Origin of the sequence: Clostridium sp. LIBA-8841 (assembly GCF_034439435.1) — a bacterium.
GTDB lineage: Bacteria > Bacillota > Clostridia > Clostridiales > Clostridiaceae > Sarcina.
Window position 1 is genome coordinate 1 of the sequence record NZ_JAPCKJ010000010.1, and the last position, 18,015, is coordinate 18,015.

General features: G+C 28.7%; 12 protein-coding genes. 1 reads left to right on the forward strand and 11 read right to left on the reverse strand.

From position 1 onward, the window contains the following. Positions 1–338 precede the first annotated feature (338 nt). Complete coding sequence (locus OIF33_RS16875; RefSeq protein WP_322505402.1) at positions 339–1,895, reverse strand: AbgT family transporter; 1,557 nt, start codon at positions 1,893–1,895, stop codon at positions 339–341. 449 nt (positions 1,896–2,344) lie between these two features. Between OIF33_RS16875 and cls the strand changes: the two genes are divergently transcribed. Then, positions 2,345–3,787 (forward strand): cardiolipin synthase, encoded by a 1,443-nt coding sequence (cls, locus tag OIF33_RS16880; protein ID WP_322505412.1) that lies wholly within the window; start codon positions 2,345–2,347, stop codon positions 3,785–3,787. A 108-nt stretch (positions 3,788–3,895) separates the two neighbouring features. Here cls and OIF33_RS16885 read toward each other — a convergent pair whose 3' ends face one another. The 10 genes from OIF33_RS16885 to OIF33_RS16930 form a co-directional block, all read right to left on the reverse strand. Next, entirely contained in the window at positions 3,896–4,342 is a 447-nt protein-coding gene (locus tag OIF33_RS16885) for a VanZ family protein (protein ID WP_322505403.1), read from the reverse strand. A gap of 64 nt (positions 4,343–4,406) precedes the next feature. Further along, positions 4,407–5,513 carry a glucose-1-phosphate adenylyltransferase subunit GlgD gene (glgD, locus tag OIF33_RS16890; RefSeq protein ID WP_322505404.1) on the reverse strand — a complete coding sequence of 369 codons (1,107 nt, stop codon included), beginning with the start codon at positions 5,511–5,513 and terminating at the stop codon, positions 4,407–4,409. 30 nt (positions 5,514–5,543) lie between these two features. After that, the gene (locus OIF33_RS16895; RefSeq protein WP_322505405.1) at positions 5,544–6,710 is read right to left on the reverse strand and encodes a glucose-1-phosphate adenylyltransferase; all 1,167 of its coding nucleotides are present in this window, start codon (positions 6,708–6,710) and stop codon (positions 5,544–5,546) included. A gap of 345 nt (positions 6,711–7,055) precedes the next feature. Continuing rightward, positions 7,056–7,499, reverse strand: a complete 444-nt coding sequence (locus OIF33_RS16900) for a hypothetical protein (RefSeq protein WP_322505406.1) — start codon at positions 7,497–7,499, stop codon at positions 7,056–7,058. 53 nt (positions 7,500–7,552) lie between these two features. After that, complete coding sequence (locus OIF33_RS16905; protein ID WP_322505407.1) at positions 7,553–9,373, reverse strand: glycoside hydrolase family 13 protein; 1,821 nt, start codon at positions 9,371–9,373, stop codon at positions 7,553–7,555. Positions 9,374–9,465: 92 nt separating this feature from the next. Next, a complete protein-coding gene (locus tag OIF33_RS16910) occupies positions 9,466–11,901 on the reverse strand; it encodes a glycogen/starch/alpha-glucan phosphorylase (RefSeq protein WP_322505408.1) in 2,436 nt (811 codons plus the stop codon). Positions 11,902–11,929: 28 nt separating this feature from the next. Beyond that, complete coding sequence (gene glgA, locus OIF33_RS16915) at positions 11,930–13,360, reverse strand: glycogen synthase GlgA (protein ID WP_322505413.1); 1,431 nt, start codon at positions 13,358–13,360, stop codon at positions 11,930–11,932. Positions 13,361–13,405: 45 nt separating this feature from the next. Further along, the gene (glgB, locus tag OIF33_RS16920; protein WP_416173368.1) at positions 13,406–15,427 is read right to left on the reverse strand and encodes a 1,4-alpha-glucan branching protein GlgB; all 2,022 of its coding nucleotides are present in this window, start codon (positions 15,425–15,427) and stop codon (positions 13,406–13,408) included. A 233-nt stretch (positions 15,428–15,660) separates the two neighbouring features. Continuing rightward, positions 15,661–15,810 (reverse strand): hypothetical protein, encoded by a 150-nt coding sequence (locus OIF33_RS16925; RefSeq protein WP_322505410.1) that lies wholly within the window; start codon positions 15,808–15,810, stop codon positions 15,661–15,663. Between the two features lie 126 nt (positions 15,811–15,936). Then, positions 15,937–17,259, reverse strand: coding sequence for an APC family permease (locus tag OIF33_RS16930; protein ID WP_322505411.1), 1,323 nt, complete (start codon positions 17,257–17,259; stop codon positions 15,937–15,939). Positions 17,260–18,015 lie beyond the last annotated feature (756 nt).

Below are 18,015 nucleotides of genomic sequence, written 5' to 3' on the forward strand. Positions count from 1 at the left end.
CTTTCTTTAATATTTTTCTATAAACAAGATACTTGATTACTATTTTCTTTGATTTTATTTCTTAAAATCACACTTAAATAACTTATGTAATCTAAATTAAGTATAATTTTTCTTTTATTTCTTTATTTGATCTTATTCTTATTATAAGAAGACTATATTCTTAGTTATTTACTATAAATAAAATAAGACTCTATTAATAAAGTTATTTTCATCTTCTATATAATATAGCAGTTATTATTTTTCATTTAAATAAAAAAATCAGCGAGAGTGATATTACTCTCGCTGAATAAAATATTATCTTATTATTAGATAAAGGAAATCTATCTTTTTTTAACTTATTATATAACTATTCCTGTTCCAGGTCCTAATGGTAATTTAAATACATACCAAAGCATTAATAAGATTGTCCAACCTATTAATAAGCAAACTGAATATGGAACCATTGTTGATATCATTGTTCCTATTCCAGACTCTTCATCATACTTCTCACTGAATGATACTATTAATGCAAAGTAAGTCATAAGTGGAGATATGATATTTGTTGTTGAGTCACCTATTCTGTATGCCATTTGAGTCATTTCCGGACTTATACCAACACCCATTAGCATTGGAACAAATATCGGAGCCATAATTGCCCACTTAGCTGAAGCTGATCCCATGAATAAGTTTATAAATGCTGTTACAATTACAAATCCTATTAATAGAGGTATACCTTGTATTCCTGTTGATCCCAAGAAGTCCGCTCCCTTAACAGCTATTACAGTACCCAAGTTTGATTTTCCAAAGTAAGCTACGAATTGAGCCGCAAAGAATACTAACACTATATATGATCCCATTGTAGACATTGTCTTACTCATTTCAGAAACTATATCTTTATCACTCTTTATCTTTCCTGCACCTATTCCATATCCAACACCTGCTAGTAAGAATACGAATGCTATAGAAACAACTATTGAGTTCATGAATGGTGAGCTTAAGATTTCTCCTGTTTCAGGATTTCTTAATATACCATTAGCTGGGACAACTAAAGCGCCTATTATTATAATACCCACTAGAGCGAATAAACCTGCGAATTTTAATCCTCTTTTTTCTTTCTTATCAAGAGGCTTCATAGCATCTTCATCGCCTTCTATTAATGCACCTTTATATTTACCTAACCTAGGTTCAACTATTTTTTCAGTAACTAAAGTACCTATTAAAGTTATTACAAATGTTGAAGCTATTATGAAATACCAGTTTCCTACTGGTGATACTGAGTAAGTTGGATCAATCATACGAGCACCCTCAGTAGTCATACCACCTAATAATGCATCAACTGGTCCTGGGAAAAGGTTGGCACTGAATCCACCTGATACCCCTGCGAAGGCAGCTGCTATACCAGCTATTGGATGTCTTCCACAACTCATAAATATTACTGCACCTAATGGTACAAGAACAACGTAACCTGCATCAGAAGCTATACTTGACATAACCCCTGCAAATACTACAACCACTGTAACTAAGCTCTTTGGAGTTTTTAAAACTAATCTTCTTAAAGCTGTACCTATAAGACCAGTTCCTTCTGCAACTCCAACCCCTAACATTGCAACTAAAACCGTTCCTAAAGCCGCGAAGCTTGTGAAGTTAGTTATCAATGATTCAAATATATATCTTATTCCTTCTGGAGTTAATAAACTCTGTACTGAAACTGTTATCTCTTTTATTTCGTTTGTAGCTCTATCTATTCCTTCATAAGTAACAGATACCCCTTGTGATGCTAAAACATGAGATAAAATTATTACACCAGCACATAATATTACGAATATAGTAGCTGGATGAGGTAATTTATTACCTACAGTTTCTATGAAACCTAAAATTCCGCCTTTTTTCTGTTTTATTTCCTTTGTAGCTTTCATATCTATATGCCCCCCTTTTTTAATAAATTAATACTTTTCACTTTTTATTATTATAATTCCATCAACAATAAAATTACTTTTTTATTTATCTTGTAATTTATTATATCATTTATTATTAATATTTCAATAAAGTTATACTTATATAACATAATATTAATAATTTAGCTATATTTTCAAAAACTTTCCCACTTCATTGTAGTGAAGTATTTTCAATGGTTTAAAGATAAAATACTCTTTAAATAACATACCTTCATTATTAAAACTTTATTAATATATTTTTGTTATCAATAATATTTCTTAATAATTAAGCTTACCTATTAAAATATGTTATTTTCACTTTGATAAGGTATCTCTAACTATATTTTTATAAAAACTGTTTAGAAAGTATTAGTTATTGAGATAATTAATGTTACAATAAGATTTAGTATGAGATTCATAAAGGAGGGATTATTATAAACTACTCAACTACAATTCTATTTATAGCATTTATACTAAATGTAATCTTATCCGTTATAATTGTTGTACTAGAAAGAAAACAGCCTGAGAAGACAATAGCATGGCTATTAATATTAACATTATTGCCTCCAATCGGATTAATACTTTATATCTTTTTAGGTCGTAACTGGAAAAGGCACAAACTTAATGATAGAATCAATCCTCAAGTTAAGGATTTAATAAGTCCAATCTTAGATGAATATCCTGAAAAACAATATGTTCCTTTAATGGAACTCTTGGCTTTTAATAGTGATTCTCCTATCTTTATAAATAATGATATAAAAATATATAAAGATGGTACTGAAAAGTTTAAAGATTTAAAGGAAGAACTTCTTAAGGCTAAACATCATATTCACCTTGAATACTACATAGTAAATAGTGATGAAATAGGCAATGAAATTAAGGATATTTTAATTAAGAAATCTCTAGAGGGTGTTAAGGTTAGATTTATAATTGATAAAGTAGGAGCAAGCAAATTAAAGAAAAGCTATGTTAAAGAACTAAAAAGAGCAGGAGTCTCTGTTGTTATGTATTCATACTTTTTAGCTCCTCTTCTTAAAATGATAAATACTCAAATTAACTATAGAAATCATAGAAAAATAGTTGTTATAGATGGGCAAGTTGGCTTTTTAGGTGGAATAAACATAGGTGACGAGTATTTAGGTAAAAATAAAAAATTCGGTTATTGGAGAGATACTCACCTAATGGTTAAAGGTGATTTTGTATTAGCACTTCAAGCCGTATTTTTAGATGATTTTATAACCATAGAAAAGGCTAATAATAGTTATACTTTTTATGATAAGGAATTTTCTAAATACTTTCCAGAAAATACAGTTGCTGATGAAAGAGTCCTAATGCAATTAGTTAAGAGTGGTCCCGACTCAACATTCCCAGCAATAATGCAAAGTATATTAAAAATGATTATGATAGCAAGAAAAAATATTTATATAACAACACCATATTTCGTACCACCTCCAAGTATAATAGAAGCTCTTAGAATAGCTTCCTTAAGTGGAGTTGATGTAAAAATTATTTTTCCTGAAAAATCAGATCACTTTGTGGTTAATAAAGCTTCTAAAAGTTACTTAACTGAACTTATGGATTGTGGAATAGAAGTTTATTTCTATGATAATAATTCATTTATTCATGCTAAAACAATGACAATAGATGGTGAAATCTGCACTTTAGGAACAGCTAACATGGATATTCGTAGTTTTGAACTTAACTACGAAATAAATACTGTTATATATGATGAAGGAATTACTTCTAAATTAGATGACTTATTCTTTGAAGATTTACTTAAGTGTAGACGCTTTAAGATTGATGAATATGAAAAAGCAACTAAGTTTGATAAGTTTGTTGAAGGAGTTACTAGAATTTTTTCAGCCTTACTTTAATAAAACTATCATTACTATCTTAAATACAATATAAAAAAAGTTTCTTTATATGTTTATTACATAAAGAAACTTTTTATATTTAAAAGATATATTTGAGGCTTTTTAAGTTTAAGCTTTTTTTGTGCAAAACTTATTTTTTAAATAAATTAACACCATGCCAAAGGCTCCTCCTGATGTATCTATCAGCACATCTTTAAACTGACCACTTCTTCCCTCTATAAATAATTGATGGAATTCATCAGTACAAGCATACCCAAATACTATGAATAATGAACAAATATATGCTTTTTTCTTGCTTATATATAATCTTAAAAGATTAAAAGCTAAGAAATAAAGTATCATATATTCAGTAAAATGAGCACCCTTTCTTATGATTAATGTTGATAAATCACCGAAACGACTATTTAAATCTATTCCTAGCATGTCTAATAAAACTACTACAAAATCGCTTTGTTTAGAAGAAACATCTCCTGGTTGATTAGACATGAAGAATATAAAAGCCATCCAAAATACCATTAAACTCCATGCAATTATTTTCTTTTTCTTATAATCCATAGCATCTCCTCTTCTTATTTCTAATATAAGTTAAATTTAAATGATGCTATGATTTATTGCAAGTTTATATTATATTGGGTTTACTTAAAACCATAGGACAGTACTCAAGACCTACTATTTTTTCGTCATCTTTTACCACTGCTGCTTTATCTGTTATTATCTTATCTAGGTGAGCATTTTCCCCTATAACAGTTTCTTGCATTATAATACAATTCTTAATAACTGCATCAGGTCCTACGTATACTCTTCTTCCTACTATACAATTTTCTATTTTACCTTCAATATAAGAGCCATTAGCTATTATTGAATTAGTTACATCACTATTTTTAGTATAATGAGTCGGTCCTTCGTCTCTAGACTTAGTATATATAGGAGCATTATTTATAAATAACTCTCTATATACCCCTCCATCTAATAAGTCCATATTAGCTTTATAATAAGCTTTCAATGAATTAACACAACTTAAATAACCCTTAAATTCAAATCCACTAACCTTTAATTCATCTAAGGAATCATTAACATAACTCTTGAACTTTCTATGTGATCCTTGTCTTATACATTCATATATTATTTCTATTAGAAGATCAGTTCTTAATATATACATTCCCATGCTTATATTAGCTTCTTCTTCTCTCCCTAAATTTTTTCCTACACTTTTTACAAATCCACTTTTATCTAAATTTAAAACATCACAATCAATAAAATTTGAATCAGCATCATTAACTCTTTTATATATTACAGTTACATCATTATCATTTTTCTTGTGATATTCTAAAGCTTCTTTCAAATCTATATTACAAATCATATATGATGGTGATATAAAAACATATTCTCTTCTACTCTTAGTTAAGAAGTCTAAGTTCTCATAAAGGTTTGTTATATCATCATAATATGGTTCTCTTTCACCAAAATTAAATACTCTTAATCCATCTCTTTTTCTGTGTAAATCCCATGGTCTACCATTGGTTAAATGATCAACTAATGAACGTGATTTATTTTTGCTTAAAATACCTAAAGATTCTATACCTGCATTTGTCATATTAGAAAGTATAAAATCAATAACTCTATATCTACCAGCAATAGGTACAGCCGCTAAAGGTCTATTTTTAACTAACTCTCCCATTCTGCTTTCATTCTCATCTAAGTTTATTATCCCTATGCAATTATTCATAAACTCGTTCCCCCTCTCATATATTTCTACTTACTTTACCATAGCACATTCTTCGATTACTTCTTTGTTTCCTATAACAACTTCCTTTGACGCTATAACTGCAATCTCATCCCCATTACCTACTTTACAATTCTTGCCTACTACAGCTTCGCTACCTATAATAGCTTTCTCTATTAAAACTCCATCATCAATTACGGTATTTGGCATTATTACAGCATCCTTAATTACTGCACCCTTACCTACATAAACACCTTGGAATAAAACTGAGTTTTCTACTTTACCATGAACTATGCATCCCTCAACTGTTAAAGATGATTTTATTTCTGCATCTTTTCCAATATATTGAGCCGGTCTAACAGGATTAGCTGAATATATTCTCCATTCACTATCATAAAGACTTAATTCATCTTCATGTTTTAATAAGTCCATATTAGCTTCCCATAGACTATCTATAGTTCCAACATCCTTCCAATACCCTTTAAATGGATATGCTATAAGTCTCTTACCTGAGTTTAACATCTTAGGAATTATGTTTTTACCAAAGTCATTACTTGAATTTGGATCTAATTCATCCTCTTCTAAGAACTTCTTTAAAACCTTCCAATTGAAAATATATATTCCCATTGAAGCATTTGTACTCTTTGGATGTTCTGGTTTCTCTTCAAATTCATAAATTGATAAATCCTCATTTGTATTCATTATTCCAAATCTACTAGCTTCATGCATAGGAACATTTATTACAGCAATTGTTGCATCAGCTTCTTTCTGTTTATGCATTTGTAACATTTTATCATAATCCATTTTATAAATATGGTCTCCTGATAGAATAAGCACATATTCTGGATTATATCTCTCAATAAATTCAATATTTTGGTAGATTGCATTGGCTGTCCCCTTATACCAATCTCCACCTTTTTCTTTTTGATATGGAGGCAAAATGCTTACTCCTCCATCTCTTCTGTCTAAATCCCATGTGTCCCCAATACCAATGTGTTCATTTAATTCTAAAGGTTTGTACTGTGTTAAAACCCCAACAGTATAAATCCCTGAATTTGAGCAGTTACTTAATGGAAAATCTATTATTCTATATTTTCCTCCAAAAGGTACTGCTGGTTTCGCTAAATTCTTAGTTAGCACGCCTAACCTGGAGCCTTGACCTCCAGCCAATATCATTGCAACTATTTCTTTCTTTGACATAAGCTATTTCCTCCCAATATATCCCCTTTTATACCATTAAATGGATATTTAAATTATAACACACTTTTACTTTAACTTTAATAGTTAAATAAAGGAAATTTATAATTATTTAATCTAAAATGTTAATTATTTTAAATTATTCAAATATTTTTTAAAAAATAAATTTAATCTACATAAAGTTTTATTAAATATTTTAATAACAAAGAGTACTAGAAATCTTATAAATCTCTAGTACTCAAAAAAAAACTCAAATTAATTAGACAAGTTTTTCCTTAATGTAAATTTTTCTAGTAAATTATTAACTTTATTAATAACTTAAAATATTAAATTACTTTATTAAAATTATTATTTAACCTCTGATAAAAATTGATTTATATATGCTACAGACTGTTCAATTAAAACTTGACCACTTCCTAGATTTTCAACCTCTCTTTCAAGATTGTTTATTCTTTGCTCAACTCTATAAACAATATCCTTTACATCATTTAAAACTTTAGTTTCATAAGATATCTGATTTCCGTCAGCATCAACAAAAATATTTTCTGGTGGATTTCCACAAACCATGCACTTAGCATATATATTATTACTCTCCGTATCTTTAAAAACCTTAAAAGTATCATTATTACAACTTGAACAATTAGAAAGCATTAAAAGTGAATTGTTTTCTATTTCATACTTATATTCACTATTACACTCTCTGCATACAATACTCATTTCCCCATCATGACTATTTATATAAAAAGCATTTCCATTACATCCTTCTCTTTGGCATACTATTGTCCTTATCATATTATCCACCCCCATATATGGATTAATATGATTTTTCTCTCTAGAAAATACCTCTAATTGGTTAAAATTTTATAACTTTCTCCTTCTATCTCTACAATAATATTTCCATTGCTGTAAAATACCTCATCAGAGAATTTATTTTTATACTCACCCTCTTTAGTATTCAAGGTAATCCTTTTATTATATATATCTCTATTTATAATAATTATCATTTCCTTATTTTCATAAAATCTTTTAAATGCAATAATCTCATCTGGAGTATCCTTGTAAATATAAAACTCTCCTTTTTTAAGAACCTCTTCATTCTTTCTAAAATTACCAAAGAAGCTATAATGTCTTAATGTTTCTTTGTTCTCTCTTCCCCATGGATATGTCTTTCTATTTTCAGGATCTTTATGCCCTAAAAGTCCAGCCTCATCCCCATAATATATTAATGGAACACCTGGTAAAGTCATTTGAATACATATAGCTAATTTTAGCTTTTTTATATTTTCATTTAACACTGTAAATACTCTTTCTGTATCATGATTTCCTAAAAGATTCATATTTGCATAAAAGTTCTCTCTTGGATAATTTTCTTTTATGCTCATTATTACTTTATAAAAATCCTTTGAGGTTATATATCCATTTAAAAAGTCTGAAATTATATTCTTATAAGGGTAATTAGTAACAGAGTCTAATTCATTTCCTAATAAATATTTTCTTCTTTTAGAATAACTAACTTTATTAGATGCATCCTCCCAAACTTCTCCTATTAATACGCTTTCTTTTTTTACATTCTTCATTTTATTCTTAATCATTTGGATAAATTCATCTGGCAACTCATCTGCTACATCCAATCTCCACCCACTAGCTCCTAATTTAAGCCACTTTTCCACTATTGAGTTATCATTATTTACTATATAATCTAAATATGTCTTTTCTAATTCCTCTACATTAGGTTGATTCTCAAATCCCCACCAACACTCATAATTATTGGGATAATCATAGAATCTATACCATTTATAGTACTTAGAATATTTAGATTCATATGCTCCAAGATCACTATAGTTACCATACTTATTAAAATATCTACTATCTGATCCAGTATGACTAAAAACTCCATCCAATATTATTCTTATTCCCTTTTCACTTGCCTTTTGGCATAATTCTATAAAATCTTCAGTACTTCCATACATTCGGTCTATTGCCTCATAATCTCCTGTATCATATTTATGGCAACTTGCAGCGTCAAAAATTGGATTCATATATATAATGTTTGCACCTAATGATTTTATATAATCTAATTTCTTAATTACTCCTCTTAAATTTCCTCCGTAAAAATCCCATCTCTCAATATTTCCGTTATTGTCTCTTATATACATGGGTTCATCATACCAACTACCATATATGAAAATATTCTTCTTTTTATCTAATATCTCATTATCCTTATTACCATTAAAAAACCTATCAACAAATATTTGATAAATAATCCCCTCTTTATACCAATTAGGAATCTCATTCTTATTGTAAACTGTTATTTGATAATACTTTGGAAATTCATAATATATCTTTCCCTCTCCTCCTAGATTTTCATCATTATTTCCATAATATTGAGTAAAACCGTCTTTAATGTACTTAAAATAATAATTTAAAATTCCTAAAGAATCTGTAGTGTCTATAATTCCCTTATAAAGAGTACATCCCTCTTTAGATTTTTCAATCATCATAGGTATTGAATAACTAAAACCATCAAATTTTATTACTTCTATAGAAACTTCTCCTTGCTCCTTGCACTCTAAACAAATTTTAACCTTTGTCCCTATAGAAACGGCTCCAAAAGGTTCTCTATAAAAGGTATTTTGAGAATCATGATAAATATAGCTTTTTCCCATAGCAATACCCCTTTCTTACTTAATAAAACAAAGCACTCATATTAATATAGTATTAATATAAGTGCTTTATGGATTATAATTTATGCTAAATTCTATAAATTTTTATATATAACTTTTGACCCCCATATGCCTGTAGCATATTCTGTTATGGTTCTGTCTGAAGAAAATATGCCTGAATGTGCTATATTCACTCCGCATTTTCTTTGCCATGACTTACTATCTCTATAAAGTAAATCCACCTTGTCCTGAGCTTTTAAATATGAATCAAAGTCTTTCAATACGAAAAACTCATCATTATAAGTTAATAAGTTATCATATACACTTCTGAATTTATCTATATTATTAGAATAAACTCCATTTATCAAGTCATTTGTGACTCTGATTAATCTACTATCATTATTTCTTATATCCCAAGCTGAATATCCACCTCTAGAGTAATAGTCAAGAACCTGATTTTCTGTTAATCCGAAAATAACAATATTATCATCTCCGACCTCATCTCTTATTTCTATATTAGCTCCATCTAAAGTTGCTATGGTAACAGCACCATTCATCATAAACTTCATATTAGAAGTACCTGAAGCTTCTTTAGTTGTAGTTGAGATTTGTTCACTTAAATCCGTAGCTGGAATTATCTTTTCGGCTAGAGAAACTCTATAATTTTCTAAGAAAATTACTTTTATCTTATCATTAATTCTTTTATCATTATTAATTCTCCTTGCAACAGCATTTATAAGCTCAATAGTATTCTTAGCTAAATAATATGCTGGTGCAGCTTTACCTGCAAAAATAAAAGTTCTTGGAACTATATCTAAATCAGGATTTTCTAATAACTTATTGTACAAGTCCATTATCCTTAAACAATTTAAAGTTTGCCGTTTATAGGCATGTATCCTCTTAACTTGTACATCAAAAATTGAGTTTGGATCTACTTTAATTCCCTGATTATCAAGAATTATTTTAGCTAACTGCTCCTTATTTCTCCTTTTTATTTCTCCTAATTTTTTTAAAACATAATCATCATCAACATACTTTTCAAAATTCTCCATATCTATAGGATGCTTTATAAAGCTGTCTCCAATAGTTTCTTTTAAAAGATTAGTAAGTTCAGGATTAGTCTTAAGGAGCCATCTTCTATGAGCTATACCATTGGTTTTATTATTAAATTTACTTGGATAAAGATAATAAAAATCGCTCATTTCTTTTTTCTTAAGTATTTCAGTATGAAGTTTTGCAACTCCATTTACACTATGACTTCCAACTATTGCAAGGTTGGCCATCCTAACAAAACCATCTCCTATTATGGCCATCTTAGCTATCTTATCCCATTGACCAGTATACTTATGCCAAAGTTCAGCACAATATCTCTCATTCATTTCCTCAACAATCATATATATTCTAGGCAGTAATTCCTTAAACATATTTATTGGCCATTTCTCTAAAGCTTCTGCTAAAATTGTATGGTTTGTATAAGATATTGTATTTGTAGTTATTCTGATGGATGTTTCCCATGAAAGTCCTTCCTCATCTAGGAGAATTCTCATAAGTTCTGGTATTGCTAAAGTTGGATGAGTATCATTTATATGAATTGCAATATACTCATCTAATTCCTCTATTTTTCCACCATTTTTCTTATAATGTCTAATTATACTTTGAAGGCCTGCTGATACAAAGAAATATTGTTGTTTTAATCTAAGAAGTTTTCCCTCATACATTGAGTCATCTGGATACAAAACTTGTGAAATTGCCTCAATAGAATTTCTATATTCTATTGCCTTTAAATATTGACCTCTGTTAAAGTAACAAAAGTCAAACTCATTATCTACAGGTTCTGCACTCCACAACCTCAAATTATTTACAACATTATTTTCATATCCAACAATAGGTGTATCATAAGGAACTGCTAAAATTGGCTCATAATTCACATGGGTGAAAGTTAATCTTCCATTTATATTTTCACATTTAATATTGCCACCAAACTTAACTATTTCTACTTTATCTGGTTTCTTAAATTCCCATACGTTTCCGTTCTTAAGCCAAATATCCGGTGCCTCAACTTGTGATCCATCAATTATCTTTTGTTTAAAAAAGCCGTATTTGTATCTTATTCCACAACCATGTCCTGCTATATTTAAAGAAGCCATAGAATCTAGAAAACATGCTGCCAATCTTCCTAGACCACCATTACCTAACCCCTGGTCACTTTCAAGCTCTTCTAATTCATTTAAATCAATGTTTAACTCTTCAAGAGCTTCTTTACAGGTTTCTCTTATGCCTAGATTTAAAAGAGCATCTCCCAAAAGTCTTCCTAATAAGAACTCCATAGAAAAATAATAAACTTGTTTTTGCTTAGATTCCTCATAATTTCTTTTAGTTTTTACCCAATCTTCTGCAATATAGTCTCTAACTAGACTTCCTAAAGCTTCATATTTATGAAAGTTTTGTCCATCTTCAAGATCTATTCCATGAAGTTCTAAAAACTTTTTCTTATAATCTCTTTTAAAATTCTCCTTATTTATTAATAGCATACACTCGCCTCCTACGGACTTGATAAAACTACTGGATTAATTCTTCATATAATTCTTTATACTTTTCTGCAGACTTATTCCAACTATTATCAGAATTCATCGCTTGGACAATTAGTGATTTCCAAATCTCCTTATTATCATATGTTTCTAAAGCTAATTCCATAACATGCATTAAATCATTATGATTATAATTTGTGAAACTAAAGCCATTTCCTACTCCAGTATATTTATTATAAGGATTAATTGTGTCCTTTAATCCACCAGTCTCCCTAACTATAGGAATAGTTCCATATCTTAAGGCTATAAGCTGTCCTAATCCACAAGGTTCAAATAATGAAGGCATTAAGAACATGTCTGAAGCTGCATATATTCTATGAGCTAATCCATTATCAAATCTTATATTAGCTGAAACCTTTGATGGATAAAGCTCTTGTAATCCTCTAAAATGATTTTCATAGTTATAGTCACCTGTTCCTAATATAACTAACTGAACATTTCTTTGAAGCAATCTATGTGCAATATTAACTATTAAATCACATCCCTTTTGATTAGTAAGTCTAGACACTATACTTATCATTGGTATATCCTCGTTAACTGGTAATCCTAACTCCTTTTGAAGAGCTAATTTATTTTCAACTTTATCTTCTATATTTTCTACAGAGAAATTTTTAGTTATAAAAACATCTTCCTCTGGATTGAACTCATCGTAATCTATACCATTTACGATTCCTTTTAAGGCATATCCTCTTTCTCTTAATAATCCATCTAAATTTTCTCCAAAGTAAGGTGTTTGAATTTCGTTAGCATAAGTTTCACTTACAGTAAGAACTCTGTCACTATAATTTATAGCTCCTTTCATAAAACTCATACCACCATAAAACTCTAAACTACCATTTCTTACAGGTTCATAATCATATCCAAAAAGCTCTGGTAAAACATCTGATGAAAAATTTCCCTGGAATAAAAGATTGTGTATTGAAGTAACTGTCTTAATATCCTTATAAAATGGATCTTTAGCATACTCCAATTTATGAAGAACTGGAATCATTCCTGTTTGCCAGTCATTACAATGAATTATATCTGGACACCAATCAATCTCTTTTAATGTTTCTAAAACTGCTCTATCAAAGAAGGCAAATCTCTCTCCATCGTCTCCTTCTCCATATAATCCACTTCTATGAAAATAGAATTCACTATCTAATAAATAATATACAACCCCATCACATTCGCACTCATATATTCCACAATATTGATTTCTCCAACCAACAGGAACCATAAACCATTTTATAAAATTAAGTTTTTCTAAAAATTCACTTTTTATTGAACTATACTTAGGTAAAATTACTCTAACCTCTACACCCTTTCTTGTAAGCTCTTTAGGTAATGCTCCCATTACATCACCTAATCCTCCAGTCTTTATAAATGGATTTGCTTCTGATGTTGCAAATAAAACTTTTATCATTTTAAAACCTCCCAATAAACCACTTTCTCTCTTATCTTTTATTTACTGTGTACTCTCTTCTCCCTCTTCTTTTGTTTTATTATCTACTATCCTTTCAAAAACAGATACTGCCATTGGTGGAATCTTTATAGTTAAAGTATATGGTTGATTATGACACCATCCCTCTTTTGAGAACAATGTATCTTCAACAACTTGTCCAGAACCACCATACTCCTCCCTATCTGTATTGAATATTTCTCTATAAGAACCATCTTCTGGAACTCCTATATTAAAATCATAATAAACCATAGGAGTAAAATTGCATACAAATATTTTATAATTATCTATATTTTTACTTCTTCTTATAAAAATATATATGCTTTGTTCATTATTATCAGCATCTATCCATTGAAACCCTTCTTGATAATAATCTAATTCCCAAAGTTCAGGAGTATTTTTATAAAAATGATTTATATCCTTAAAGAACTTGTGAGTTTTTCTGTGCATATCAAAATCCTGCATTAACTTCCATTCAAGTTCTTCATACTCTCTCCACTCTATGAATTGACCAAATTCACATCCCATAAATATAAGTTTCTTTCCTGGATGGCCATACATATATCCCATATAAGCTCTTAAATTAGAAAATTTATTCCAGTAATCCCCATGCATCTTATCTAAAAGAGATTTTTTGCCATGAACAACCTCATCATGAGATATAGGTAATATAAATTTTTCTGAATGGTGGTACATCATAGGGAAAGTTAATTTATTATGATGATACTTTCTATATATAGGATCTAATTCATTGTATTCTAAAGTATCATTCATCCATCCCATATTCCACTTAAAATCAAAGCCTAATCCACCATATTCAACAGCATTAGTTACATTCGGCCAAGATGTTGACTCTTCTGCAATTGTAAAAACACCCTTATTATATAATTTTATTGCTTCATTAAATTCTTTTATGAACTGAATTGCCTCTAAATTTTCATTTCCTCCATATATATTTGGAATCCATTCTCCATGATTTCTTCCATAATTTAAATAAATCATATTAGAAACTGCATCAACTCTTAATCCATCAATATGAAATTCATTTATCCAATAAAAAGCATTAGAAATTAAGAAACTTTTTACTTCTGGTTTTCCTAAATCAAAGTTAAAAGTACCCCATCCCTTGTTGTCTGCCTTCCAACCTTCTTCATATTCATAAGTAGGTGTACCATCAAACATATATAACCCTTGTTCATCCTTACAAAAATGCCCTGGTACCCAATCTAAAATAATTCCTATATCTTCTTTATGAAGAGCATTTATTAACTTTTTTAATCCTTTTACATCTCCATATCTACTTGTTACTGAGTAATAACCAGTTCCTTGATATCCCCAAGAAGCATCTAATGGATGTTCATTTAAAGGCATAAGCTCTACATGAGTGTATCCCATATCCTTAACATACTTAGGCAAAATATTGCTTAGTTCTTCATAAGACATGAATTTATTATCTTCTTTTCTCTTCCATGAACCAAGATGTAATTCATATATATTTATAGGACTTTCAAAACAATTAGTTTTTTCCCTTCTATTTAACCATTTTTTATCTGTCCATCTTATTTTAGTCTTTTCACATAAAACAGAAGCTGTATTAGGTCTAACTTCTGAATATACTCCATAAGGATCTGATTTTAATACTATTTTCCCATCGGCTTGCTCAACATAATATTTATACTTAAAACCTTCTTTTAATCTAGGAATAAATAGACTCCAAAGGCCTGTATAATTTATCTTTTCAAGTCTATTTTCTTCTTTAGCTTCCCAATTTGAAAAATCTCCAACTAAAAATATATTCTTAGCTTTTGGAGCCCATACCGTAAATCTCACTCCACGCTTTCTATTTTCACTAGTAAAATGAGCTCCCATAAACTTATATGCATTATAATGTTTTCCTTCATGAAATAAATATAAATCTTCCTCACTAAAGATTTCATTTTTCATTGTAGATTTATGCTTATCTCTCTCCTTAAAATCAACAGATTTTATCTCTAATTTTTCATTTTCTAACTCTAATATAGTCATCATAAATCCCCTACCCTTTTGTAATATCTAAATTTAAAAAAATGATATTATTTATAAAACTATGAAAGTAATTATTTAATTAAATTATTCTAAAATAGTCATTTTCGAAAAATTAACCTATTACTATATTAAATGTATTTTTTTACCAAAACAATATTTAAAAAATTCGTAACGTTATAGTAATTTTTATAAAAAAAGCTACAAAAGAGATTTTACTCTTTTGTAGCTCCTAAATATTACTTATTTAATTTAATTCTCATAATTTCTTCTTCTAAATTCTTTATAAGATTATCAATATCTTCTGTATCTTTATTGGCTAAAATGAAATTTCTTTTTTTAAGCTTTAATTCAACTAATTTTTCTTCTAAAGATTCTACTTTTGCCATCTCAATACACTCCCCATTCAAATTTCTGCACCGTACATACTTTAGCCTCAATTTTAAAACTTATATTTATTATATAATAAATTAGTCAGTAGTACATAACAAAATTGTTAAATATAAAAATTCAATTTATCGAAAGTGTTTCTTTATGCTCATATATCCATAAACAGGGACTCCTAAAAGTATTAGAATAAATCCATACATTACAATCTCAGCTCCTGAAGCGTATATCGCCCAAGTTGCGAAAGCAAAACCTAATAAACATCTTATGATTAAACCTAAATGCTTTTTAAAAGTAGGTTTTTTATCTTCTTTAACCATTAATATTATTTCAGCAATAGTTGAAAAAGCGTATATTGGTAGATAACTTAAAGTAGCTAATACAACTATAAAGTTATATGCACCTGCTAACCCTTTAGTAAAGTTCATTAAGAATATAATATTAATAAATATACTTCCTATTATTAAAGCTACATATGGAGTATCGTACTTAGGATGTACTTTAGCAAATGTCCTAGGGAAAATTCCATCTTCTCCAGCAGCATAAGCAACCCTAGCCGTTGATAATAACCATCCCATACCAGTTCCTAAAATACTAATAGCTATAGCTACATTTAAAATATTTAAACTCTTTAAATTTAAAACTTTAACTATTATATCTGATATAGGTGCAGTACTTGTAGCTAATTCATTTTGACTCATAGCTCCCATAGCCACAATACTTATTAATATGTATAATATTGTGCTAATTAACATTCCCATAATAGTACTTCTCTTTATATTCTTTTCAGGATCTTTTATTTCTCCACCTGCAACAGATGCAGTTTCTAGCCCCATGAATGCCCATAAAGTTAATGCAGCTGCCGCAGGAATAGTAGATATACCTTTTTCTGCTGGGAACATTGGTGTTAAGTTTGCAGGATTAAAATACATTAATCCAACAATAATGAAGAATACAAATAATAAAACTTTAAAGACCGTTATTACAGAAGCAACTGTACCAGCTAACTTTGTTCCTCTTATATTTATATAAGTACAAATCCATAAAATTGCTGAGCAAAATAAAAATCCTGCTATTGGCGAATTAGTTAAGGAAGTCACTACTTCACCTAAATAAGTTGCAACAACTATAAAAATAGTAGCATTTCCAATCCATGAACCATTCCAATAAAGCCATGCTGTCATAAATCCCATAAAGTTCCCATAAGCTAATCTAGAATACTCATATGTTCCTCCAGTCTTAGGAATCTTTGATCCTAAGTTAGCAAATGTTAAGGCTAATATTAAAGATCCTAGTCCTGTTAATATCCAGGCCATTATTGTAGCACCTGGACCAGAAACACCTGCTAAACTGGCTGGAAGCATAAATATTCCCGATCCCATCATATTTCCAACTACAAGTGCAGTAGCTGTAAATAATCCTATTTCCTTTTTTAATTTAGGTTTTCCCATCTTTTAATCCTCCTAAAAGTGAATAAATCAAAAAACATCGATTTTTAACTATATATTTCTCCTTTAAATAGTTTCTTCTGTAATTTATTTATAACTATAATTAAATTGCTACATCTTCTAATCTATTCTTACAATATAAGTTTTACATAAAATTGCTATAAATAAAAATCTGATCACTTAAAGAAAATTCTAATTTTCATGACTACACAACTTTAAATCACTAAAGTTAAAATTTTGATACATGCTTTATAAAAACATTATAAATTTAAGTTTAAAAATTTATTTATAAAATTATATTCTATTTTATTTTTCCACTTTATCTTAAACCTATTATTATATATTAGTTTTCTCAATATAAAACTTATAATAATAATTAAAATTTAACCATCATAATAATTATAAATAAAAACATAAATATTTTCTATAAAATATAAGTATTTATGTGTTAATTTTTGTAAAAAATACTTTAAACACAGTTAATATATGTTTTTATTTATAAAACAAAACTAAAACATAGCTTTATATACACTTGATAAAAGTTAAAACCACCTTTATTTAAAAGGTGGTTCTAAAGTTAATATACAACAGCACCTGGCTTTTAATAAACAAACATTAAAAACTTTATCCTATGCTTATACTATGTCATTCAATATAAAAATAAGATTAATTTCTGTTACTATTTAAATAAATTAGATTAATTAAAACTTATATTATTTTACATAATAAAAAAGCTATGAACTTCGTTCATAGCTTTAA